This is a genomic window from Pseudarthrobacter siccitolerans (assembly GCF_030823375.1).
Classification (GTDB): Bacteria; Actinomycetota; Actinomycetes; order Actinomycetales; family Micrococcaceae; genus Arthrobacter; species Arthrobacter siccitolerans_A.
Genome location: NZ_JAUSXB010000001.1, coordinates 3,939,047 through 3,962,268, shown reverse-complemented (window position 1 = coordinate 3,962,268; position 23,222 = coordinate 3,939,047). Strand labels below are relative to the sequence as shown.

General features: G+C 65.0%; 24 protein-coding genes. 12 read left to right on the top strand and 12 right to left on the bottom strand.

From position 1 onward, the window contains the following. Positions 1-65: 65 nt before the first annotated feature. From QFZ36_RS18505 to QFZ36_RS18495, 3 genes are all read right to left on the bottom strand, one after another. Positions 66-1,019, bottom strand: coding sequence for a carbohydrate ABC transporter permease (locus QFZ36_RS18505; protein ID WP_306638516.1), 954 nt, complete (start codon positions 1,017-1,019; stop codon positions 66-68). Further along, positions 1,019-1,906, bottom strand: coding sequence for a carbohydrate ABC transporter permease (locus QFZ36_RS18500; RefSeq protein ID WP_306638515.1), 888 nt, complete (start codon positions 1,904-1,906; stop codon positions 1,019-1,021). The genes QFZ36_RS18505 and QFZ36_RS18500 overlap by 1 nt, the downstream gene beginning before the upstream one ends. An 81-nt stretch (positions 1,907-1,987) precedes the next feature. After that, on the bottom strand, positions 1,988-3,268 hold the full coding sequence (locus QFZ36_RS18495; RefSeq protein ID WP_306638514.1) for an ABC transporter substrate-binding protein: 1,281 nt from the start codon (positions 3,266-3,268) through the stop codon (positions 1,988-1,990). Between the two features lie 395 nt (positions 3,269-3,663). Here QFZ36_RS18495 and QFZ36_RS18490 point away from each other — a divergent pair, with 395 nt between their 5' ends. The 3 genes from QFZ36_RS18490 to QFZ36_RS18480 all read left to right on the top strand — a co-directional run bounded on the left by QFZ36_RS18490 (position 3,664) and on the right by QFZ36_RS18480 (position 6,384). Continuing rightward, a complete protein-coding gene (locus QFZ36_RS18490) occupies positions 3,664-4,389 on the top strand; it encodes a hemerythrin domain-containing protein (RefSeq protein WP_306638513.1) in 726 nt (241 codons plus the stop codon). 132 nt (positions 4,390-4,521) lie between these two features. Next, complete coding sequence (locus tag QFZ36_RS18485) at positions 4,522-5,304, top strand: GntR family transcriptional regulator (RefSeq protein ID WP_306638512.1); 783 nt, start codon at positions 4,522-4,524, stop codon at positions 5,302-5,304. Positions 5,305-5,916: 612 nt separating this feature from the next. After that, complete coding sequence (locus QFZ36_RS18480) at positions 5,917-6,384, top strand: hypothetical protein (RefSeq protein ID WP_306638511.1); 468 nt, start codon at positions 5,917-5,919, stop codon at positions 6,382-6,384. A gap of 179 nt (positions 6,385-6,563) precedes the next feature. Here the strand turns inward: QFZ36_RS18480 and QFZ36_RS18475 are convergent, their stop codons facing one another. Further along, positions 6,564-7,589: a nucleoside hydrolase gene (locus QFZ36_RS18475; protein ID WP_306638510.1), complete on the bottom strand. Its 1,026-nt coding sequence runs from the start codon at positions 7,587-7,589 to the stop codon at positions 6,564-6,566. A 36-nt stretch (positions 7,590-7,625) separates the two neighbouring features. Continuing rightward, positions 7,626-9,068: an MFS transporter gene (locus QFZ36_RS18470; protein ID WP_306638509.1), complete on the bottom strand. Its 1,443-nt coding sequence runs from the start codon at positions 9,066-9,068 to the stop codon at positions 7,626-7,628. A 142-nt stretch (positions 9,069-9,210) separates the two neighbouring features. Between QFZ36_RS18470 and QFZ36_RS18465 the strand changes: the two genes are divergently transcribed. The 7 genes from QFZ36_RS18465 to QFZ36_RS18435 all read left to right on the top strand — a co-directional run bounded on the left by QFZ36_RS18465 (position 9,211) and on the right by QFZ36_RS18435 (position 15,621). After that, on the top strand, positions 9,211-10,077 hold the full coding sequence (locus QFZ36_RS18465) for a ribokinase (protein WP_306638508.1): 867 nt from the start codon (positions 9,211-9,213) through the stop codon (positions 10,075-10,077). Continuing rightward, complete coding sequence (locus QFZ36_RS18460) at positions 10,074-10,568, top strand: GNAT family N-acetyltransferase (protein WP_306638507.1); 495 nt, start codon at positions 10,074-10,076, stop codon at positions 10,566-10,568. The genes QFZ36_RS18465 and QFZ36_RS18460 overlap by 4 nt, the downstream gene beginning before the upstream one ends. Before the next feature lie 170 nt (positions 10,569-10,738). Further along, on the top strand, positions 10,739-11,188 hold the full coding sequence (locus QFZ36_RS18455; RefSeq protein ID WP_306638506.1) for a DUF4383 domain-containing protein: 450 nt from the start codon (positions 10,739-10,741) through the stop codon (positions 11,186-11,188). Between the two features lie 294 nt (positions 11,189-11,482). Further along, positions 11,483-12,472: a 2-keto-3-deoxygluconate permease gene (locus QFZ36_RS18450; protein ID WP_306638505.1), complete on the top strand. Its 990-nt coding sequence runs from the start codon at positions 11,483-11,485 to the stop codon at positions 12,470-12,472. Continuing rightward, positions 12,469-13,674 carry a four-carbon acid sugar kinase family protein gene (locus tag QFZ36_RS18445; RefSeq protein ID WP_306638504.1) on the top strand — a complete coding sequence of 402 codons (1,206 nt, stop codon included), beginning with the start codon at positions 12,469-12,471 and terminating at the stop codon, positions 13,672-13,674. Before QFZ36_RS18450 ends, QFZ36_RS18445 begins: the two co-directional genes overlap by 4 nt. Next, positions 13,674-14,678: a 4-hydroxythreonine-4-phosphate dehydrogenase PdxA gene (gene pdxA, locus QFZ36_RS18440; RefSeq protein ID WP_306638503.1), complete on the top strand. Its 1,005-nt coding sequence runs from the start codon at positions 13,674-13,676 to the stop codon at positions 14,676-14,678. Before QFZ36_RS18445 ends, pdxA begins: the two co-directional genes overlap by 1 nt. 169 nt (positions 14,679-14,847) lie before the next feature. Beyond that, a complete protein-coding gene (locus tag QFZ36_RS18435) occupies positions 14,848-15,621 on the top strand; it encodes a DeoR/GlpR family DNA-binding transcription regulator (RefSeq protein WP_306638502.1) in 774 nt (257 codons plus the stop codon). A gap of 61 nt (positions 15,622-15,682) precedes the next feature. Here the strand turns inward: QFZ36_RS18435 and QFZ36_RS18430 are convergent, their stop codons facing one another. Next, on the bottom strand, positions 15,683-16,678 hold the full coding sequence (locus QFZ36_RS18430; RefSeq protein WP_306638501.1) for a hypothetical protein: 996 nt from the start codon (positions 16,676-16,678) through the stop codon (positions 15,683-15,685). 296 nt (positions 16,679-16,974) lie between these two features. Between QFZ36_RS18430 and QFZ36_RS18425 the strand changes: the two genes are divergently transcribed. Further along, the gene (locus QFZ36_RS18425) at positions 16,975-17,364 is read left to right on the top strand and encodes a hypothetical protein (RefSeq protein WP_306638500.1); all 390 of its coding nucleotides are present in this window, start codon (positions 16,975-16,977) and stop codon (positions 17,362-17,364) included. Between the two features lie 90 nt (positions 17,365-17,454). Here QFZ36_RS18425 and QFZ36_RS18420 read toward each other — a convergent pair whose 3' ends face one another. The 3 genes from QFZ36_RS18420 to QFZ36_RS18410 all read right to left on the bottom strand — a co-directional run bounded on the left by QFZ36_RS18420 (position 17,455) and on the right by QFZ36_RS18410 (position 19,852). Then, on the bottom strand, positions 17,455-18,219 hold the full coding sequence (locus QFZ36_RS18420; protein WP_306638499.1) for an HpcH/HpaI aldolase family protein: 765 nt from the start codon (positions 18,217-18,219) through the stop codon (positions 17,455-17,457). A gap of 60 nt (positions 18,220-18,279) precedes the next feature. Then, positions 18,280-19,257 (bottom strand): aldo/keto reductase, encoded by a 978-nt coding sequence (locus QFZ36_RS18415; protein WP_306638498.1) that lies wholly within the window; start codon positions 19,255-19,257, stop codon positions 18,280-18,282. Positions 19,258-19,435: 178 nt separating this feature from the next. Further along, the gene (locus QFZ36_RS18410) at positions 19,436-19,852 is read right to left on the bottom strand and encodes a hypothetical protein (protein ID WP_306638497.1); all 417 of its coding nucleotides are present in this window, start codon (positions 19,850-19,852) and stop codon (positions 19,436-19,438) included. Positions 19,853-19,966: 114 nt separating this feature from the next. Here QFZ36_RS18410 and QFZ36_RS18405 point away from each other — a divergent pair, with 114 nt between their 5' ends. Next, positions 19,967-20,773 carry an alpha/beta fold hydrolase gene (locus tag QFZ36_RS18405; protein WP_306638496.1) on the top strand — a complete coding sequence of 269 codons (807 nt, stop codon included), beginning with the start codon at positions 19,967-19,969 and terminating at the stop codon, positions 20,771-20,773. 102 nt (positions 20,774-20,875) lie between these two features. Here the strand turns inward: QFZ36_RS18405 and QFZ36_RS18400 are convergent, their stop codons facing one another. From QFZ36_RS18400 to QFZ36_RS18390, 3 genes are all read right to left on the bottom strand, one after another. Then, positions 20,876-21,589 (bottom strand): aspartate/glutamate racemase family protein, encoded by a 714-nt coding sequence (locus QFZ36_RS18400; RefSeq protein ID WP_306638495.1) that lies wholly within the window; start codon positions 21,587-21,589, stop codon positions 20,876-20,878. 46 nt (positions 21,590-21,635) lie between these two features. Then, positions 21,636-21,968, bottom strand: a complete 333-nt coding sequence (locus QFZ36_RS18395; protein ID WP_306638494.1) for a putative quinol monooxygenase — start codon at positions 21,966-21,968, stop codon at positions 21,636-21,638. A 67-nt stretch (positions 21,969-22,035) separates the two neighbouring features. Continuing rightward, positions 22,036-23,208: a Gfo/Idh/MocA family protein gene (locus QFZ36_RS18390; RefSeq protein WP_306638492.1), complete on the bottom strand. Its 1,173-nt coding sequence runs from the start codon at positions 23,206-23,208 to the stop codon at positions 22,036-22,038. Between the last annotated feature and the right edge of the window lie 14 nt (positions 23,209-23,222).

The following is a 23,222-nucleotide window of genomic DNA, read 5'->3' as shown; positions in this document are numbered from 1 at the left end:
CTCCCACGTCCTTATGGTCGGTGATGCCCCTGGGCGTCATCAGTAGGCTACTCGTTGTTGGTGGTCTAGCCCTTGACCGCGCCGAGCGTCATGCCTGCGACGATCTTGCGCTGCAAGAGAAGGGTGAGGAGGATGACCGGGATGGAGTACACCGCGGCCAGCGCCGTCATGGATCCCCAGTCCAGGCCGAACTGGGTCTGGAAGTTTGCGATCACCACGGGTGTTGTCTGGGAGCGGATCGCCGTCATCAGGAGTGCGAAGAGGAACTCGTTCCAGGAGGCCAGGAAGGCGAAGATCGCGGTGACCGCGATGCCGCCGGAAACCACCGGAATCACTACCCGCCACAGGGCTCCCAGCCTGCTGCAACCGTCCACAGTGGCAGCTTCCTCCAGGTCTTTGGGCACCGCCTCGAAGAAGCTGGACATCAGCCAGATGGAGAGCGGCAGCGAGATGGTGGTGTGGGCGATGGACAGCGCGATCGGTGTATCTGACAGGCCCATGGACGCCATCATCGAGGCCAGCGGAATGCCGATCGCTACCGGCGGCACCATGCGGGTGACCAGCGCAGCCATGATGAAGACCCGGCCGCTCAGGGTCTTGTACCTGGTGATGCCGTAGGCTGCGGGGACCGCCAGCACCAGTGAAAGCACGGTGCTGATGATGGCCGTCTGGATGCTGTTGATGAAGGACGCCACCACACCGCTGCGGCCCAGTGCGTTGATGTAGTTCTCCAGTGTCCATTCCCGCGGGAGGATGGTGGGGGGCACCGCGATGGTATCGATCGGGGTCTTGAAGGACGTGAAGAGCAGGTACAGGAACGGGAAACCGTAGAGCACCATCGCTGCCGCCAGGAGGACCCACAGCAGGGTCCTGGTGCTGCGGCGGCCCGCTTCCAGGCCTTCACGGTTGACGCCCCGGCGCTTGCGGCCGCTGCTGCTTCCGGTGGCTGGCACGGAAGGTCCCGCAACCGCTGCCGGTGACTTCCCGGCGTCGTGCATTGTTTTTTCGGCAACGCGCATCAGTTGTCCTTTCCTGGCCGCCAGATGGTGGACACCGCGACGAACGCGACGGCGAGCATGGCCAGCAGATAGAGGGTTCCCATGGCGCTTGCCAGGCCGGGATCACCAAAGCGGATCATGGTCCGGTAGATCAACAGGCTCATGGTTTCCGAGGCGGACTGGGGGCCGCCGTTGGTTTGGATGAGGATGGTGTCGAATGCCCGGGCCGCATCGATTCCGCGGACCACGAGGGCGACGGCGATGACCGGCCGCAGGAGGGGCAGGATGATGCGGAACAGCATCGCCGGTGCGCGTGCGCCGTCCAGCCGCGCGGCTTCGATCAGGTCCCCCGGAATGTTCTGCAGCCCGGCGAAGAGCACCAGGCACATAAACGATGTGGTCAACCAGATGTCCGGAATGGCAACCGAGAACAGCACAATGTTCGGGTCGGAGAGCCAGCCGATCTGGTTGGGGTTGGACAGGATGCCTGCCTGGTGCAGGAGGGTTCCGATGAGGCCGAAGTTGTCGATCATCAGGAACTTCCAGAGAAGGCCGGCCACGATGGGCGCGATCATCAGTGGATACATAAAGACGGTCCGCCAGATCTGGGAGCTGCGCCCGAGGGTGGTGAACAGCAGGGCCATTCCCAGTCCCAGGGCGAATTCGAGGGTGACCACCACAAGCGTGTAGGCCAGGGTCCGCCATCCGGCACCTACAAAGGCTTCGGAGGCGAAGGCCCGAAAGTAGTTATCCAGACCCACGAAGTCACGGGGGCCGCCCGCTATCGGTGAGATCTTGAAGAAGCTGTCCGCTACGAGACGGAACAGCGGGAAGGCGACAAAAACTGCAAGGAACAGCGCCGCTGGTGTCATCAGGAACAATGCGAAACGGCGATCGGAGATACGCACGGTTTTCTCTTCCGCTGGTTGGGGGCCACGGCCGGCACCGGTGTTGCTGTGCCTCTTCGGCAGATGCCGGCCGCGGAGCTCTTACTTGACGAGGTCCTCGATCTGCTTCTTGGCATCGGCGAGGAGTGTTGCGGAGTCACCGCCTGCAACGGCCTTCTGCAGCATGGGAACCAGGACCGTGTCCACGATCTGCTGCCACTTCTCGGTAGCCGGGCGGGTGGCCGTGGCTTTACCGTTCAGGGTTTCGATCAGCGGGCCGAAGCTTTCGTAGCCTTCCTTGTCCTGGTACTTCTCAAAAGCAGAGATACGGGAAGCCAGGCCGAGGCTGGATTCGATACCCATGCTGTTGTTGTCGTAGGCGCACTTGATGAACTTCTTGGCGGCGTCAGTGTTCTTGGTGGCCTTCGGGACGGTGAGGTACCAGGGTCCCGGGACACCGCCAACACCGGCGGATCCGGCGATCATGGGAGCAGTCCCCACCTTGCCGGCAACCGGTGCGTCCTTGGGGATCTGCCGGTAGGCGTGGGCCCAGAAGCGGGTCATTGCGGTCTTGCCCTGGTTGAACAGGTTCTGGGACGCGGCCCAGTCAACCTGGGCGGCACCGGACGGAGCGGACTTGACGAGGCTGACGTAGAAGTCGAGGGCCTCCTTGTGCGCGGCGTTGTCGATGACCACCTTGTTGTTCGCGTCCAGGACCATCGGCGAGCCGGCCTGCAGGACGTGGGCGAGCCATTCGGTTTCTACCCCGCCCTTGACGTCGGTGCCGTACATGCCGTCCCTGGTGAAGAATTCGGAGATGTCCTGGTACTGCTTCCAGGTGGTGGGCGCGGCGAGGCTGTACCCGTACTTGGCCTGGAAGTCGGCCTTGTTCTTGGCGTCCTCGAAGAGGTCCTTGCGGTAGAGGATGATCTCGGCATTGGTCCATGCCGGGAGCCCGATGAAGTGCCCGTCCACGTTCGCTTCCTTGACGAGGGCGGGGAAGATGTCCTTCTTGGCCTCGTCAGTAAAGATTTCGTCGATGGGCTGGACTGCGTCCTTGAAGCTGGGCAGCCAGACGGAGTCCAGGGCTGCGACGTCAAAGGAAACGTTGCCGGAGGAGAATTCGCTGGAGAGGCGGTTGAACATGCCGTCGTAAGGCAGTTCGACGAAGTTGACGTTGACTCCCGCGTCCTTTTTGCACTGTTCGGCGACGCCGGTCAGCTCGGCGTGGCCGCCAGCCTCGACCAGGACGTTGACGGTGTTGGTGCCGGCGCTACCCGTGTTGGACGGGCCCCCTGCGCCGCACCCGGTGGCTGCCAGTGCGACGGCGGTGCAGACGCCGCCGATGGTGACGAACCTGTTGATGGTCTTTCGAGTGGACATCGCTGTCGACTCACTTTCTCTCGAACGGAAATGGCGAGACAATGCTTGGGGTGAAAAATCGTTTTGCTAAAACGACTTGGCACCAAGATAAGCGCATCGCTTGCAGGGTGTCAAGCATCACTTTCACCATGAAGAAACGTTTTGGCATTTTGGCACCGAAGGACGCCGTCCGTCGGGGCGGCAGGCCGTGCTGCCTCTCCCGTAACCCGCTGTCGTGAGGTTATCTTGCTTCACCTTGCACGACGCGGACAGAGGTGTGGCCCACAGCGCAGGTGCGCCGCGACCGCCGTCATACTCCCCACCAGCCATGGCCATTGTGTGACATACGGGCACCCGGTACGATGCACCCGGGGAGAGGTCCTGGTCTCGCATGACGAGCCGTTAGGGGCCATCCAATGACCGACTTCTTCACCATGCAGCCCGGCGAAACCGCAGCTCCGCTGCCATCAGGACCAGTGCTGTGCACAGGGACCGCGGGCATGCGGCGCATCCACCGCTTTTTCCTGTGGGCCTATGACGAGGCGCCCGGCCTGGTGCGCTCCGCTGCGGACGGAGACACCGCCCGCGCCGCCTACGTGGGCGAGGTGCTGGGGAACTTCGACAAGGTGCTCCATATTCACCACGAGGGCGAGGACCTGCTGATGTACCCGCAGATGAAGGACCGGGCACCGGCCTGCGCCTTGCACATCGGGCAGATGCTTGAGCAGCACCGCCAGGTCACTCAACGCCTCGGGAGCATCGAGCCAGTCCGCCTGCGCTGGATGGAGACGGCGGACGCAGAAACCGGCCGGGAACTCGCCGAGCGGTACGAGGACCTGAAGGCTGTCCTCAACGTTCACCTGCGCCGGGAAGTCACCGAGGTGATGCCCGTGGTGGACAGGATCCTGACCGAGAAGGAGATGCAGGAGGCCGCCCAGCACGGCATCGATCAGCTCGACAAGAAGTTCCTGGTGGGCTACCTCGGGATGGTGCTGGCCACGAACCCACCCCAGGACCGGAGGGAGATGTTCAAGGAGATCCCTCCCCCGGTGCGGGTTGCCTACCGCCTCTTCGGGCGGAGAATGTACCGGAAACAGTACGAGACGCTCTTCCCCGGACGCCCGGTTCCCGAGACACTGTAGCGGCGCAGCGGGTTTCGACTCAGCCAACCACCGGGCGAGGACGCCTTTCGACAGGCTCAACCACTACTGCTTGTCCAACAAACGCGTAGCACTTGTTAGGCTGGAAATCCCCAGACTAAAGCGAGGCCCAACGTGAATCAGGACGCCGCCAGGTTCCTGTCCCAGCCGGTGGCGGCCCAGCCCGGCTCACCCCTCCGCGTTGCGGTGTACTCCCGGATTGCTGAGGCCATCCGCAACGGCTTCCTCACGCCCGGCTCCATGATCCCCACCGAAACGGAGCTCGGCGCGGACATGAAAGTCAGCCGCACCGTGGTCCGCGAAGCCCTCATGCTGCTCGAAGAGGACGGACTCATCCGGGCGCGGCGCGGCGTGGGACGCTTCGTCTCGGACACTCTGCCCCGCATCGGCATCGAACGCATCCGCCCCTTCGAGGAAGTCCTCGCCGGCCCCGGCCAGCAGCTCGAAGTCAAGCGCACCCAGGTGGTCCGGCAGGCCGCCTCCGAATTTGTCGCCCCCGGCATCGGCGTCGAGCCAGGCACCGACTGCTGGCTCTGGGAATCCATCCTGATCCGCGACGGCGAGGCCATCGCCCACCTCCAGGAGAACGTTTCCGCCCAGCCCGTCAGCGTAGGCAGCAGCCCCGCCGTGCCCCTGGAGATAAAGGACGACGGCGGCACCAGCCTGCTTGCCGCGCTCAACAACCAGCTCGGCCGGCTGCCCGGGCCCGGCGAGTGCCAGATCAGCCTCAGCCAGGTGGGCCCCAGCCGTGCGAAGCTGCTGGACCTGCGCCCGTCCGACCCCGTGCTGGTCCTCACCCAGTATGTTCGGTACGGCAACCAGCCCTTCTACCTCGCCAAGTGCCTGGTCGCGGCCCGGGCCGGACACCTGTCGGTCATGCAGTCCCTGCAGTCCTAGGCGGGCAGCTTCCGACAGGTATACAGGCATCGATCATGCTGTCACTGCAAACAACACCAACCGCGTCCGACTAGCTTCTGGACGTTGTCAGTTCAGCAATGAGCCGCTCGCCGGGGTGGTCCCGGGTCCGCGCCCCTGCCTGGGTCCAGTTTCTTGGAGCACTGACAGACAAGACATAAACGTTAGCGGCCCCTCGGCGTTTCATATTAGAAGCAGCCGTAGCATTTACGCATGGCTCGTTACGGGATAAAAATGGCATCCACCTTCCTGACACTCCTGGGACTATTGGTCACAGGAATGGCGCCGGTGGCAGCGGCTCCACCATCCGGTAATACGGACCTGGTGGGCAACGACGTTTCCTGGCCCCAGTGCGGGAAGACCCTTCCCAGCGGGCAGGCATTCGGGATTGTGGGTGTGACCGGCGGACTGGCCAACAACAGCAACCCTTGTCTCGCTGGGCAACTCGTTTGGGCTGCTAAGTCTAACGGGCTCACTGCGCAGCCAAAGGTTGCTTTGTACGTGAACACTGCCAACCCAGGACATGAGGGCTCTTGGTGGCCGTCGTCCAACGTCTTCCCTGACGGGAAGGGCCCAAATCCCTACGGAGAATGCGTGTCCGAAGGCGGCGCCGCAGGCCCAGTGAACCTTGCCTGCTCATACATGTACGGCTACACGAAGGCTTATGACGACGCCACTAAGCGAGGCGTGGATGACCCCGGAAGCTATTTCTGGTGGCTGGATGTGGAGACGGGCAATAGCTGGCAGACCGACGTAGCCCTGAACCGGGCCACCCTTGAAGGGATGGTCGACTACTTCAAGAGCATCACCGCCGAGCATAGGAACGCCGAAGGTAAGCCCGCCGGCGTCGGGGTTTACTCGACCAGCTCTCAATGGGGAATCATCGCCGGCACGGTGCCGTCCGGCAGCTCCCTCGCGGGGCTGCCGAGCTGGCTGGCAGGTGCCAAGACCCTGCGGGGAGCCAAATCGAATTGTTCTCTTCCTGGCTTGACGCCCAACAGCCGGGTAACAGTGACCCAGTACGTTTCAGCCGGACTCGATTACGACTACTCCTGCATATAGGCAGCACATAGTCATCCCAATCCATGACTGTCCCACTCCCTAGAAATGGAACGGCTCGACGGTGTTTCTACATACATCGGAATGGCTGGGGTTGGTAGTCACCACCCAGGGAGAATTTAACAACCTCCTGGACGCTCGCCCAATTTGCCCGCTGACGTGGACCGCACCCTGCATGCGCCTCACCCCGCAGGTGGCGCACCAGCCGTGGCGAGTGCCGCCGTCGTGGTTTCAACAAGCTCAGCCACCGGGTGCAGCGTTAGCAGCGTCTCCACCAGGTGCGGCGCAAAGTCCCCTTCAAGTGAGAGCACCACGCGGCACCGCGCGCCCGGCACCTCCGGGTACCCGGCATAAGCCCCGCGCATGTCGCAGACGGTCTGTCCGCGGGATGGCCCGGAGGAGGTGTCGACGACGGCACGCACCACCGGAGCCACGGCAGCTTCGACTGCACCGACGGCGAGCGCCGCCGCCAGCGGATCATGCATCGCCGAGCAGGGCCTCCCATAGATGCCCTCGTAGAAGCCGAAGTAATACCCCAGCATCTCCCCCAGCGCCCTCGGCACCGGACCAGGCGCGGCCAGCAGCTGCTGCCGGTGCGGTTCCTCGAGCACAGACGCCATGGTCACGTCCAGCGGCACCAAAGTGATGTCCCAATCGGCGGCCAGCACCAGGGCTGCAGCCTCGGGGTCATTGTGGATGTTGGCCTCGGCCACGGGCGTGATGTTGCCAGGGGCGAGCGCGGCGCCGCCCATCACCGTAATCGAATGAACCAAAGCGGGCAGGGCAGGCTCGAGCCGGAGGGCTTGGGCGATGTTGGTCAGCGGCCCGATGGCCACCACGCGCAACGTGCCCGGATACGACCGGGCCAGCCGCACCAGCATTTCCGCGGCGGACTCCGGCGCCAGGGAGGCAGAGGCCGCGTCCAGCGCAACCTCGCCGATCCCGTTCTCACCGTGAACCCATGGCGCCCCGCCGCCAAACGAACCGCCCAGGGGATCGTGTGCTCCCAACGCAACAGGGATGTGGGCGTGGCCTGCCAGCTGCAGCAGGTCCAGGGTGTTGCGGGCGCCGACGGCGGCACTGACGTTGCCGCTGACGGTCCCGATTCCCACTACCTCGGCGGTGGGGGCGGCGAGCAGGTATGCCAGGGCGAGGGCGTCATCGATCCCGGTGTCGCAGTCCAGGTAGATCGGGTTGGTGGAGGTCATGGTTCTTCTTTCAAAATCGGTGAAGGGGAAGGGAGGTCAAACGGTCTCGCCCTTGGGGGCGGCGACGAAGAGGCTGACGATGAACGCGGCGGCGGTGATGCCCACGGAGATCCAGAGGGCGGTGGCGTACCCGGCTGCCGTGGCCTCGGCGGCAAAGGGTGCCACAAGGACGACGCCGAGGCTCGCCCCGATGCCGAAGGAGGCGCCGTTGATGCCGGGCAAGGCAGCCGGAGCGTCCTTGGGCGAGAGCAGCACCGAGAGCCCGTTGATGGCGGTAAGGAACAGGCCGTTGTAGAAGATGCCCAGCGCCGCAACGGCAATCAGCACCACCAACTGGTTCGTGGAAAACATAGCGGCAACGATGGCGCAGGCCAGGCTGAGCCCGGTGCCGGCGCGGAGGGTCTTGATCCAGCCGCGGCGGCCGGCCAGCCACCCGGCCAACGGCGCGGCGAAGACGCCAATCAAAGCGGCCGGGGTGAGGAACAGCAAAGCCGACAGGGAGGCGGAAAGCCCGAAGCCGCCGTCGGGATCCTGGCTGAGCAGCACCACGGTGAAGTTGATGATCGCGAAGATGCCGGCCAGCGTGAGGACGGTGGTGGCGATGACCGGCCACACTTGGCGGGAGCGCAGGTGGTGGACGGCGATCAGCGGGTGGCTGCGGCGCTTCTCGATCATCCAGAAGACGGCGAAGGAAGCGATGGTGCCGGCCAGCAGGGCCAGGGTGGAGGGTGCGGTCCAGCCGGCGGCCGAGCCGTCGGAAACGAAGTAGGTGATGAAGACCAGGAACACGGACAGGGATCCCGCGCCCCACCAGTCCATGGCACCGCGGACGCCGCCGGGACGGCCCTTCGGAACAATGCGGACGATGCACGCGGCCGCGATGGCGGTCAGGACAAGCACCACGACGAAGATGGACCGGAAGCCGAGCGTTTCGGCCATGAGACCGCCCACGTAGCCATCCACTCCCCCGATCCCGCCGTTGACGGCGGCAATGATGCCCACCGACGTGCCAAAGGCTTTCGCCTGCAGGTTCTCGCTGAGGACGATGTAGGCGAGCGCGAACACGGCGCTGGAGACACCCTGCAGGAAGCGGCCCGTAACGAGCAGTTCCAGCGTGGGCGCCGAGATGCAGAGGATGGTTCCGGCGCCCATGATGCCCAGGACCAGCAATAAGGCGGCGCGGCGGCCAATGAAGTCGCTCCACCTGCCGATGACCGGCCCGGCGATGGCTCCGGCCAGGAAGAACATGGACTGCACCGGGGCTGCGGCGTCGGCGTTCCGGCCGAAGCTGGCGGCGATCTCCGGCAGCGCCGGCGTGACCATGCTGGCGTTGAGCTGGAAGGACAGCACGCCGAGCAGCAGCGTCGAGATCAGCAGGGCGGCGCGGCGGCCTGAAAGCTTGCCGGCCTCGTCGGGAAGGACGACGGCGGGCGAGGCTTGGCCGGGAGGCGCGGCTGCCGCGGGGGTTGGGGTGTTCACATCAAACTCCTTTGTTTCTGCAGGCCGGTCCTGCGGTTGGGATGTGAGTTGTTATACAACCATGTATGACGGACAAGTACAACAGTGGCGTACACTATTTCCTAATCCAGCCGGTTCCGGCTCCTCCCCCGTAAGGAATTTCATGAGCAACAAACTTCCTGCCCTCACCGTTGTGGGCAGCATCAACCTGGACTTGATCGCCACCGCCCAACGGCTTCCGACGGCGGGCGAAACCATCGGCGAGGCCGTACTTTCGGAGCAGCCGGGCGGCAAGGGCGCCAACCAGGCTGCGGCCGCCGCCCGGCTTGGCGGGAGTGCCCGGATGATCGGCGCCGTGGGGAACGACGCTCACGGCCAGCTGATGCTGGATGCGTTGGCAGGAGCGGGCGTGCACATTTCGGACGTCGCCGTCCTTCGGGACGCCACTGGAACTGCGCTGATCGTGGTGGACCGCGACGGGGAAAACCAGATCGTGGTATGCCCGGGCGCCAACTCACACCTCTCGCTTGAGGGCGTGGAGTTCGGCCCCGACGAGACGGTGCTGTGCCAGCTGGAAGTCGGCCTGCCGGTCGTCCTGGAGGCGGCCCGGAAGGCCCAGGGCTTCTTTGTCCTGAACGCGGCGCCGGCCATGGACCTGTCGGCGGAGCTGCTGGAGCGCTGCGACCTGGTGATCGTCAATGAGAGCGAGTACGCCCTGATTCCGGCCCTCGAGGACGCGAAATTGGTGGCGGTGACATACGGCGGCGACGGCTCGGTGATGTTCGAGTACGGGCGGAAGGTGGCCGAAGCTCCCTCAGCATCGGTGACGGTGGCGAACACCATCGGCGCCGGGGACGCCTTCTGCGCTGCTTTGGTCCTGGCCCTGCAGCACGGACTGGACAATGGCCGGGCGCTGGCCGTGGCCAATGCTGTGGGTGGAGACGCCGTAGGTGACCCCGCTTCGCAGCCGGAATTGGCACAGCTGAGCCACTATCTTGAGCGGACTGCCGCGGCCATAGGCACACGGTGAGCGTTGTGTTCAGGCGGGCGACGCCGTCGGACTTTCCCGAGGTCCGGCGCATCACGCGGGACGCCTACCTGTGGGCGGGGCACTTCGCGACCGACCATCCGTACATGGGCGTGCTGGAGGACGTGGAGCACCGCGCCGCGCACGCGGAGGTGTGGGTGGCGGAGGCCGCCAGGAAGGCGGTGGCGGCGGTGACGCTGACGTTCGCCGGCCAGCCGTACAGCGAGATCGCCCTGGATGGGGAGCTGGAGTTCCGGATGCTGGCGGTGGACCCGGCGGTCCAGGGCGGCGGGGTGGGGCGGGCCGTGGTCCGGCGGGTCATCGAGCACGCGCGGTCCCTGCCGAATATCGGCGCCATCAGCATCACCAGCGCGACGTTCATGGAGCGCGCGCACGCTTTGTATGAGTCCCTGGGTTTCCGCCGCGCGCCGGAGCGGGACTGGTGCGTGCAGGGTGAGAATGTGCTGCTGTGGGTGTTCCGGCTGGAGCTGTAAGGCCGGCGGCGGCATGCGCCATGAGTGCGGCCGGCACAAAGAGTCCAAAAACTTTTCCCAGGACAGCCATCCGAAACGCGATAAGGCCCGAATAGCTGGCATAACCCTTTGGGTCAGCAGGTAAAGGCCTGCTCTTCCATAACCACACATATCGCATTCAGGAGATCACCATGGCAACTCACACCGGCACGGGCATCGCGGCCCGCACCAACGTCCAGAAGGCATCGATGGTTGTCGGCGCCGTGTTCCTGCTGGTCGGCGTCCTGGGCTTCGTTCCGGGCATCACCGGCAACTACGACCAGCTCGCCTTCGCCGGCCACCACTCCGAGGCCCTGCTGCTGGGCCTCTTCCAGGTCTCGGCCCTGCACAACATCGTCCACCTGCTGTTCGGGGCGGCCGGCATCGCCCTCGCCCGGACCGCCGGCGGCGCCCGCTCCTTCCTCCTCTACGGCGGCATCATCTACCTGGTGCTCTTCATCTACGGCCTGGTCATCCCCCAGGATTCCGACGGCAACTTCGTCCCGCTGAACGGCTTCGACAACATCCTGCACCTGCTGCTCGGCATCGGGATGGTGGCCCTGGCCCTGATCCTCACGAAGGGCCACAAGGCCCGCGCCTAAGGCATTCCCACGGCGGCAATCACGCCGCACCGAACTCAGCAATGGCCCCGGCCGCAGCTTCCGCCGCTGCCGGGGCCATTGTATTTAACCGCGCCAGCCAACCCGCAGGGCGGCTCAACCACCAGGCGCGGCTTTCGGGTTTCGACAGGCTCAACCACCGGGGATTCAGTTACTTGCGCACTTCGCGCATCTGGGCTTGCGTTAAATGCGCAGGGTCTTTATGATTTTAATCATGATCGGAGCCGGGCGGCTCGGTCCCCTCCCCCTCCCCCAACACAACAATGAGGTTGCTTCATGTCTGTCCCAATCAAGGCCACCATGGAAAAAGTCCCTGGCGGCATGATGCTGATCCCCCTGCTCATCGGCGCCCTCCTGGGCACGTTCGCACCGGACTCCGCCAAATTCTTCGGCTCGTTCACGGGTGCTCTCTTCACCGGCGGCACCACCATCCTCGCCGTGTTCTACGTGTGCATGGGTGCCAGCATCGATATCAAGGCCACCCCGTACATCCTTAAAAAGGGCGGAGTCCTGTTCGGCAGCAAAGTCCTGTTCGCCATCATCATCGGCGTCATCGCCGGCCGGTTCATGGGTGAACTTCCCATCAACGGCGGGCTGCTGACGGGCTTGTCTGTCCTGGCCATCCTGGCAGCCCTCAATGACACCAACGGCGGAATGTACATGGCCCTCATGGGCCAGTACGGCAAGCCCAAGGACGTTGCGGCCTACTCCGTCATGACGCTGGAGTCCGGCCCCTTCCTGACGATGGTGACCCTGGGCGTTGCCGGCCTGTCGGCCTTCCCGTGGCAGGCACTCGTGGGCGCCATCATCCCCCTGCTCCTTGGAGCCATCCTGGGCGCTCTTGACCCGGCGATGCGCAAGTTCCTCTCCTCCGCGGCCCCTGTCCTGATCCCGTTCTTCGCCCTTGCGCTCGGCTTCGGCCTCAACCTGAACCAGGTTCTCAACGCTGGACTGCTGGGTGTGGCGCTTGGCCTGTTCGTGCTCATCGCCGGCGGTGCTGTGCTCTTCTTCGCAGACAAGCTGACCGGAGGCTCCGGCATCGCCGGGCTGGCAGCAGCCACCACCGCAGGCAACGCGGCCACGGTTCCCATGCTGGTAGCCGCAGCCAACCCTGCCTACGCTTCCGCGGCCGGACCCGCCACCGTACTGGTTGCCGCGTCCGTGGTGGTCACCGCCATCGGCTGCCCCCTCATGGTTGCCTGGTACGCCAGGCGACTCAAGGCCAAGGAAGCCGCGGCAGCACCTGAGGTCTCGCACGCGGTATGAACACGGACGCAGCCACGCGGTGGGCAATCATCGCGGACGACTTGACGGGGGCGGCCGATGCGGCCGCCGCCTATGGCCCCACGCACACCAGCTGCGTCATCCTCGACGTCGACTCCGCTTGGCCCGACGCTGAAATCCTCTCAATCAATACCGAGAGCCGCTACCTTGCTCCAGCGGAAGCCGCCGCGGCTGTCACGACGGCGGCCGGGCGGGCCCTCGGGCAGCACCGCCGGGTCTTCAAAAAGATCGACTCATTGCTTCGAGGCAATGTCGGTGTAGAAGTCGCTGCGGCACTCGCGCAGATCACGCAGGGCCCTGAAAAGGGTCTCGCCATTGTGGCCCCGGCCTTTCCCGCCACGGGAAGGACCACCGAGGGTGGCATCGTCCACATCAACAGCGTCCCGAACACTGAAGGAAGCTTCGGCGGCGACGTCTCCGCAGCACTTGCGCCCAGTGGGCTGATCGTCGAGGTGGTTGCCGGCGCAGCGGGAGGTATCCCCGAGGAACTGGCGCGGCACCTCCAGGAGGTGCAGGAACGCGGGACTGACGCCGTCGTACTGGACGCCTCCTCCGACCAGGACCTGAAGGCCATCGCGGCCGCCGCTAAGCTGCTGGACTTCCCGGCGCTCCTGGTGGGCTCCGGCGGACTGGCCGGGCACATCGCCGCGCGTGACGAAGGAACAGCTGCGCGGAATGCGCAGGAGCGGCACGTTAGCCGGACCCTGACTGTAATTGGCAGCTACTCCGGCCTCGCTCGGCAGCAGACCGATGCACTTGTCGAAGCCGGCGCTGAACACATCACCTTGGACCACGCCACCCTGGACGATACCGCGGTTCCCCGTCGGGTTGCCCAGGCCATGGCCCGGACGGACGTGGTGCTGACACCGGACCCGATGGGCATCGTGGACAAGTCACAGGCACTTGTTGTGGCAGAGGCCCTGGCCCGCGCCACCGCAGCCGGCATCGGGCACTGCGACGCCCTCGTCCTCACGGGCGGGGAAACGGCCACGGCAGTCCTGAAAGCCCTCGGCGCCGGAAGCTTTACGGTCCTCGGCGAGGTTGAACCCGGCGTCGTCATGAGCCTGCTGCCCGAGCCCCTCCCCCTGCTGGTCACCAAGGCCGGCGCGTTCGGGGACGCCGGCACACTGGCCCGGACCAAACAATTTCTTACTGGCACTACGACTGAAATGAGTATCAAATAATGGGACGCCCGATTGTTGCGATCACCATGGGCGATGCAGCCGGCATCGGCCCGGAAATCATCGTCAAGGCCCTGGCGGACAGCGAACTCCGCTCAAAGGCCCGCATGCTTGTCATCGGGGACCTCCGCCGGTTGCAGCTCGCTGCTGACATCGTTGCCAGCCCGCTGACCCTGCGCAAGGTCTCGGCACCCTCGGAGGCCCTGTTCGACGAGGGCACCATCGACGTGCTGGACATCGACTGCATTCCGGAGGACCTCGCCTGGGGTGAACTCTCGGCGGCCGCCGGAAACGGCTCATACCTCTTCATTGAGAAGGCCGTGCAGCTGGCCATGGACCGCCAGGTGGATGCCATCTGCACCGGGCCCCTGAACAAGGCAGCCCTCCACGCAGCCGGGCACAAGTACCCCGGCCACACCGAACTCCTCGCCGAACTGACCGGCACCGAGGAAGTTTCCATGATGCTGACCGCCCCGAAGATGCGCGTCATCCACGTCACCACCCACATCGGCCTTATCGATGCGATCGCCAAGATCAATGGTGACCTGGTCTACCGGACCATCAAGCGTGGACACGAGCTGCTGCAGGCCTCCGGCATCGAAAACCCGAAGATTGCGGTGTGCGCCATCAACCCGCACGCAGGCGAAAACGGACTGTTCGGCTATGGCGAAGAGGCGGAGAAGATCCAGCCCGGCATCGAGAAGGCCCAGGCAGACGGCATCAACGCCTTCGGCCCGCTCCCGGCCGACACCCTGTTCTTCCTGGCCGGCCGCGGTGACTTCGATCTGGTGGTGGCCCAGTACCACGACCAGGGCCACGGCCCGGTGAAGGTCCTCGGCCTGGAGAACGGCGTCAACATCACCGTGGGCCTGCCCGTGGTGCGCACCTCCGTGGACCACGGCACCGCTTTCGACATCGCAGGCAAGAACATTGCCGACCACGAGTCGCTTCTCGAGGCGCTGCGGCAGGCAGTGGACCTGGCGCCGTCACGTGACGAGGCTCTCTAACCGCTTCCAAGAGTCAAACGGCCGGTCAGCGTAGAATTGCTGACCGGCCGTTGCCGTTGGTTGAGGCAACCCTCCCCGGGGGTTGAGGCAACCCTCCCGGGGGTTGAGCCTGTCGAAACTAGGGGCCGGAACTAGCATGGTTACCACTGCCACGGGAAGGAGACCGGGAATGCTGAGCGCAAACGCGCGGCGCGAGGAGATCTACCACCTCGCCGTCACCACCGGCCTGGCATCCGTGGAGGAACTGTCCGCCAGGTTCGAGGTGACCGCCTCCACCATCCGCCGCGACCTGGCGCTGCTGAACGGGCAAGGCCGGCTGGCCCGCACCTACGGTGGCGCCATGGCCCTGGGCGCCCACCCGGAAGCGTCCCTGCGGCAGCGCACCGGGGAAGCGTTCGAGCAGAAGCACGCCATCGCCCGCTGGGCCGCCTCCGTAATCCGGCACGGGGAGAACATCCTGCTCGACGCCGGCTCCACTGTAGGTGCCCTGGCCCACGAACTGCGCGGCTTCGAAAAGCTGTCCGTGACCACGCCGGGCATCAACACCATGCAGGAACTGGCCGACTCCGAAGGCATCGAGGTGGACTGCCTGGGCGGCCGGCTCCGCAGCGTCAGCCAGAGCTTCGTCGGCCCGCTGGCCGAAGCGGCCCTGGAGCGGATGAGCTTCGACCGCGTGTTCCTCGGCGCCGACGCCGTCACCGCCGAGGACGGCATCTGCGAAGCCGACCACGCCCAGACCCGCCTCAAGGAACTGATGGCCCGGCGCGGCAACAGCGTCTACGTCCTGGCGGACTCCTCCAAACTCGGACTCCGCCCGTTCCACGCGTGGGCCCGGCTAGCACTCCCCTGGACTTTAGTAACGGACGACGGCGCCGACCCCGGGCAGGTGCAAAAGTTCCGGGACGCCGGGGTACAGGTTGAGGTTGCCACGGTCGGCAGTTGAGGCTGCGGCGGTGGTTGAGGCGGCGGCCGGTGGTTGAGCCTGTCGAAACCCGGCGGTTGTCCTACGGTGCGGAACGCGTACCCGAGTCCGTACTTGAGCCTGACGTGGGAACGAAGTTCCAGTCGAAAGACCCGTCGCCGTGCAGGGTCAGCCGCAGGAACCCGTAGGTGTCGCTGAACCGCTTCTCGATATACCGCGGGCTGCTGGTGAAGGGACGGAGACCGGTACCTCCCGTAGAGACCTGGAACGCTGTCATCCCGTCACTGACGCACTCGTCAGAGTTGTTGACCGGACAGGACCGTTCGTAGTTGTGCTGCGACCCTGACAGGGTCAGCAGGACCCGGTGCTTCCACATCACATCAATCCACGGCTTGTGCTCGGCGGCCCGCTCATGTCCGTCCGTGTTCGAGGTGAAGTACGGCTCGTGGTACACCGCTGCCAGGTGCTTGCCCGCGGCCTCGGCAGCAGCCAGGTCCTTGTCCAGCCACTCCGTTGCTGCGCGGGCCTCCTCGGGGTTGTACCGCCAGAGGGCGGATGGCAGGAACGCGAAGTGCCAGTTCCCGAAGTCCTTCGAGTAGGGTTTCCCGTTCCTGATGAATCCCTGCTCCTGGTTGATCGCAGCCTTTGCTGTTGACCCGGGGCACTGGCCGTTCATGAAGTTGTCGAGGTCTTCGTTGCGGCCGGGTTCCCAGTCGTGGTTTGGGGCGGACACCCAGTACAACTTTGGTTTCGTGCCACCCCACAGCTGCTCCCAGTACTGCACGTAGTCTTCGCAGTGCGCCGTGGAGTACTGGAAGTCCCCAAGCCCGAGGAACGCGTCGATCTCGTTCTTCTCCACGAGCTGGGTGATCGCCGCACCGTTCTTGCCGGAGGGGCTGTCAGGATCGAGATTCTCGGCGTCGTTCATGTCGCCTACTGCAGCGATCCGGACATCAGGGACAGGGGACGGGGGCGGTTCCGGCGTGCCGGTGCACCCCGCGGCAGAGACTGCCAGGAGGGCCGCGGCGAGCGCGGCCACAGCCCGGGAGAGTCTCAGACGAGGGAGTGCTCGCTGCATCCGATAACCCCCTTCGAGCAGCAGTACGGCAGATCGGCTTGCGGGAGACCGCAAGGCGCTCCGGCACCTTGATACTCCTAAGCGCCCGACCGGCTGTCAAGGGCGCGCGATGCCCATGAAGGTAGTTACCACCGCCTTGTAGTCCGCGATGTCCTGTGGACCCGTTCAAATTCGGCATGCGCGGTTGAGCAGCGGCGACAACAACGGATAACTCCGTTGACGCGCATTTACGCAATCGTTATGATTTATTCACTGCGTGCTGGGGAGCCCGACAAAGAAGCGGAAGGACTCCCACAATGAACCGTATGGCCCGATCGGTCGTCGCCTCTGGCGCTGGCCTGGCCCTCGCTCTCACTGCCTCGCCAGCCTTGGCCGCGCCACCATCCGACTCGCGCAGCAACGGCGCGCAGGTGGAACACTTCGAATCCCCAGATGGGTCACTTGAATACCGCCAAGTGATCCGACACCAAAGTCATGACTACTCCATAACCAACAGCCGCGATCGGGAAGTTCTCAACGGCACTTCCACCGACTGGAAGAAGCACTACATCGAGCTCGAGAACGCATCGAACATAAGTAGCCAGATCACGACGACTACCGAGGCCGGTGTGACATGCCGCACCAACACCCGGTACGTTATCGCCAATGGCAAGACGCGCAGCGAGGGGACGCATTCGAGCTGCTAGGTCGAAGTGGCGGGAGTCGGCGGTTGAGCTTTTCGGAACCTCGCTCGCGGGTTTCGAGAGGCTCAACCACCAGCCCGGGTTTCGGCAGGCTCAACCACCGGAGCGGGCGGTGGCCAGGTGGTTCGCTGCCGCGATCTCCAGGTGCGTCAGGTCCGAGGCCACGGTGACGAAGGTGAAGCCCTCCGAGATCCGCTGGGCGGCAATCTCGCCGCTCGCCGTATGGATGGCAGCGATGACACCGGCGTCCTGTGCAGCCTCGCGGATGGTCACGAGCGCGGCGTTGAACTCCTCGGCCACATCCGGATCGTTGGGGAACTTGCCGCCCACCGCCAGGCACAGGTCGGACGGGCCGATGTACACGCCGTCAATCCCCGGCACCGCGCAGATCTCCTTGACGTTCGCCAGGCCTTCGGGTGTCTCAATCATGGCCAGGCATAGCACGGTGGCATCCGCTTCCGCTGGCACAGGTCCGATCCGCAGCGCCGACCGCATGGGACCGTAGGACCGCATTCCGTGCGGCGGATAGCGCACGGCCCGGACGGCCGCAGCAGCTTCCTGTGCGTTGTTGACCAGCGGCACAATCACCCCGGCCGCACCGGCGTCCAGCGCCTGGCCGATGAACGCCGCGTTGTTGGACGGCACCCGGACGATGCCGGCTGCGCCAGCGGCATCAATTGCCATCAGGCCGTGCAGCCAGCCGGAGTACCCCATCAGCCCGTGCTGTGCATCCAGCGCCACGTAGTCGTAACCCAGCCGCGCCACGCGCTCGGTGGACACCGGCGAGTCCAGCACCACCCAATATCCGACGACGGGCTTATTGGCTCGGGCTTTGGCGGCGAACGATGCGGCAGTCATGGCAGTTTCCTCTTCGGTTGGTAAACGACAGTTCAGGCGGGCAGTATGGGCAGGCAAAGGTCAGCGGTTGTACTTGGGCATCGGCCCGCGGATCTCAGCGGCCACGGCATCACAGGCCGCCACCACGTCCTCAGCCAGCGCGCCCTTCGCGGCCGCGGCGATGTTCGCCTGTAGCTGTTCCAGCTTGGATCCACCCAGCAGGATGGAGCCCACGCCGGGCTTGCTGAGCAGCCAGCGGAACGACAGTTCCGGCAGCAGCAGGCCGGCGCCGTCGGCAATGTCGGCAAGCTGGCGTACGGCGTCAAAGAGCCGGGGGTCCCAGTACCGCTGCTTGTACATCTCGGCCAGCCGGGACGTGCCGAACCGGCCTTCGGCGGGCGACTCCGTAAACGAGTGTTTGCCCGTGAGGAGCCCGCCGCCCAGCGGGTTGTAGACCATGGTCAGCAGCCCGGTGTGCTGGGCAAACTCCAGGTATTCGTCCTCGATCCGCGTGGCCAGCAGGTTGTAGAGCTGCTGCGCCACCACCGGCCGCGGCATCCCGGCGGCGTCGGCTGCCGTATTCACCTCGCTGATCTGCCAGGCGGCGAAGTTGGACACGCCCCACGCGCCCACCTTGCCGTCGCGGATCAGCTGCCCGACGGCGTCGAGCGTTTCTTCCAGCGGGGCCTTCCGGTCCGGCTGGTGAAGGTAGAAAAGGTCCAGCCGGTCGGTAGCGAGGCGCCGGAGGCTGCCGTCCACGGAGCGGCGGATCCCCTCGGCTGACAGCGGTGAGTTGTCCCCCGCGTCGGGGTGCGGAATGCCGGCTTTGGAGGCCAGTACGACGGCGTCCCGGCGCGCCGGGAGGATCTTCGCCAAAATTTCCTCGCTGGCTCCGCCCGCGTACCCGTTGGCGGTATCCACCACCGTGATGCCGGCGTCGAGCGCGGCGGCCAGCATGTCCGCCGCCACCTCCTCCGACGCGGTGTCGCCGAAGGTCATGGTGCCCAGTGCCAGTTGTGAGATGGGAAGCTCCAGGCCTGCCACGGTGGTTCCCTGCATCAGCTTGCTTCCTCCATCAGTACGGGTTCGCCCAGCGGCGCTACCTCATCACCCTTGATACCACTTCGCAGGGTTTGCGTCCCGTCATGGTCAGCGGGTCCAGTGCTGCCGCCCGCAGCGCGCGGGTGTAGGGATCCCGGGAGCGGGTGAGGACCTGTTCGGTGGGGCCCTGCAAGCGTTACGCAGGCGGCCGGTATTCGAAAATGAAATACAGGGCAAAAGATAGACACAACAGCACAGCGAGAGAAAAGACTCCCGAAACTGCATAGCTCATCAGGCTATTTGGCATATTTCTGGATAGCGGACCGGCAATCTCAAACATCAGCATGTAGATGATGAAGAATATCGCTGCCACTGCAATCGCGGCCTGAGGCTTTGAGCCGCCATGGCTCATGATGCCCATCAACGCGGCGAGTTCTCCCACGGAAATTAGTACAGCCCCTCCCACTCCCGCGGCCGTCAACACTATGAGCGTAGCCCGGTTTTTTCTGGCTGCTTCTGCCAGCAAAGTCCCATGCTTGGCTCCAATGAGAAGGGCCACAAGCAGGGTAGGAATGATGGTGGCGCAGGCCTGGAAAAATTCGATGGGAATCACAAGCCCCACGATACTTCCGCGACCCAGAAGAGCCCCGAATTCGAACTCCGGTAGCCGAGCACTGCGGCCCCCATTCCCCTTGTGTACGTCCGGTTCGGGCGTAGGGTTCTGTCCATGGAACCGTATCGGGCCATCCTGCTTCCCGGCGCCGTGCTCCCCGCACACCTGGCATACAAAGCCCTGATTGAAGCCCTGGGACCGGGCGTACAGGCCGTCGCGAAGGAACTCGAGCTCTACAAGACGGATGAGCCGCCCCCGGGCTGGACCTTGGACACCGAGATAGACGGCGTCCTGCGCGAAGCCGATCAACGGGGCTGGCAGACGTTCCACCTCGCGGGCTATTCGGGTGGCGGGGCGGCGGCACTGGCATTTGCTGCGAAACATCCGGAAAGGCTGCAGAGCCTCACCCTGCTGGAGCCGGCCTGGGCGGGGAACTGGGACTGGAGCCCTGCCTATGCCGAGCACTGGAAGCACTACGAGACGCTGGAGGCACTCCCGCCGGAGCAGTTCATGCCCGCCTTCATGAGGCTGGGAGTCAGGCCCGACGTCGTCCTTCCGCCGCAGGAGCCGGGTCCCCCGCCGCCGTGGATGGCCCAGCGGCCCGCGGGCATCAGGGCATTCCTGCGGACCTTCAAGGACTATGACCTGGACAGGTCGCGGCTGGCCGCTTTCAGCCAGCCGGTGTTCTTTGCCCTCGGCGGGCTGAGCCACCCGGATGACTACGGGGAAGTTGCCACCCGGCTGTCCAGGGTTTTCTTTCCGGACTTCCATCTCGAGGTATTTCCCCACCGCCACCACTTCGATCCGCCTCACCGGGTCGAGCCGGGGCTGCTGGCCGAGGGGCTTCTGCGGCACTGGGCATCGGCGGAAGGACGCTCTTCCAGCAACACCGCCACCAAGCAGCCTGACGCCGCGAGGTAGCCCGCCCGCCACGGCACCCCAGCAGCAAAGGCTGGAACGACGACGGCGGACCTGCGTTACGTCCGACGCTTCCGTCAGCGCCGCCGAACGGCAGTCGCTCCCCTAGTTGCGGTCCCCTGCTGGCGCCTCTGCCTGGCGAATCTCAGCGCCTTTCTGTACCAGTGCCATCGCTTCCACGGCGGAGCGGGGGCTCGTGAGGAACGGCGTTGCGAGCCCGGTCAGCAGGGCCGCAGCGGGTTCCATACTGGCCTGGGCGAGGACGACGACGTCGCAGCCGCCTGCGAGCGCATGCGCCGCCTGGGCAATGCTTGAGCGGTAGGCCTCCGCATCACCCGCGAGAAAGGCATCCCATGCACCCTCGACAATGCTGACCTCCACGGTGATGTCGGCTCCTGCGTCCGCAGCCTCCTCGGCAAGGACCCGGGTGGTTGGCTCGACGGTGCTCGTGAGAGCCACGAGGACCCCGACCCGTGGGCCGAGGGCCACGGCCCGGTGAAGCATCGGCCGGTCGATGCGGATCACCTCCAGCCCATCGCCTGACAGGTCCTCCGCTACCTCGCCGAGCGTGGAGCAGGTGCACAAGACCACCTCGCATCCGGCATCCCGAAGTTCGGCCAGGTGGGCGGCGACGACGGCCCGCACGCTCTCCGCAGTCCCGTCCTGCCGTGCAAGCTCCAGGGCTTCAGGATCCACGCGGTGGACCGTGGAGGTGGAAGGCAGGTGAGCACGGGAAAGGGCCTCGAACGTCGCCACGTGGACCTGCGCCGCGTGGAGGAAGCCGACTTTACCGGCGGCGTCGGGTCGAAGTTCGGTCATGGTTCCCGACTTTAACAGTCCTGCTGGCCTGCCAGGCACCGGGGGTTCAGCTGGAGGCTCCCGTAAGCGGAGTGATGGGAGTTACCGAGAACGGCACGGCCAGCAAGCACTCCACCCCTTGCACGAATTCCTTGACATGGTCTTCTTCATTGTGGGCCTTGAGGTCCTCACGGCTGGCCCATCCCTCAAAGAGGACAAACGCGCCGGGCCTGTGGTCGTCGGAGAAGACGGTGTATTCCAGGCATCCGGCGTCTTTGCGGCTCGCGGACTCCAGCTTGGCGAGGGCTTCCTGAAGCGTTGCTTCGTGCCCCTCTTTTGCGATGAACACTGGCATGAGCCAGACTTCCGCTTCTTCCTGGCTGACTGTTGGGTGTGGCAATTTTACCTCCTCGGCTGGTCGTGTGCCAACAGGAGGGGCGGCTTGGCCGCCGCCCCATCCCGTTGGGTCATGAATTGATCTGCGGAACCTCGACCCACGATTCCTTTGCAGCCGATTCGACGATCGCGTCGTCGATCAGGGCCACCTGGTAGCCGTCGGCGAAACTCGGGCTGACGCTGCCGCCTTCTGCGATGGCCTTGAAGAAGTCGTAGGCCTCGATGATCTTCGTTTCGCCGTAGCCAATGCCCAGGGCAGGGATGGGCCAGAGTCCTTCTCCGTAGGGGTGTGCCGGACCGGTGTAAACGGTGCGGAAGCCCCGGCGGTCGGCCTGGTCTGAAGCGAAGCAGACCTGCAGTTCGTCGCGCCGCTCGTAGTTGAACACGATGCTTCCCTCGGTTCCGTGGATCTCGAACGTGATGTAGTTGTTCCTGCCGTGGGCGTTGCGTGTTGCTTCCACGGAACCCACGGCTCCGTTGGCGAAACGGATCATGGTCATCACTTCGTCGTCCACGTCAACCTCGCCGCGGGGTCCTTCTCCGCCGCGGACCGTGCCGAGTGCGTCGGCACCGCCAGCTTGGAGCGGCCGCTCGGGGATCCAGGTGGACAGGACGGCGTTGACGGCACTGAACTCGCCCACCAGATAGCGGGCCATGTCAAAGACGTGCGTTGCGATGTCGCCGAGGGCGCCCGAACCTGCAATGGATTTCTGGAAGCGCCAGGAGAGCGGGGAGTTGGGATCGGCGCTCCAGTCCTGCAGGTAGGTCCCGCGGAAGCTGAGGATCTGGCCAATGGCGCCTTCCTCGATGTATTTCTTGGCCAGCGCAACGGCAGGGGTCCGCCGGTAGTTGAAGGCAACCATGTGGACGATGTTTTTGTCTTTGACCGCGTCGTACATGGCCTTGGACTCCTCACCCGTACGGGCCAGGGGCTTTTCGCAGATGATGTGCTTGCCGGCTTCGGCCGCGGCAATGGCAATCTCGGCGTGGAGGTGGTTGGGCGTTGCAATGTCCACCACGTGGATGTCCGGATCGTCGATGATGCTGCGCCAGTCCGAGGTGGAATTTTCGAAGCCGAAGCGGCGGGCCGCTTCGGCAGCAAGGTCTTCATTGGCTTCGGCAATGACCTTGCGGACCGGCATCGCCGGTGCAGGCCAGAAGAACATGGGCATCGCGGCGTACGCCAGGGAGTGGGCCTTGCCCATGAAGCCGCCTCCGATGAGGCCGACGTTGAGGTTCTGCATGTGAATGTTGTTCC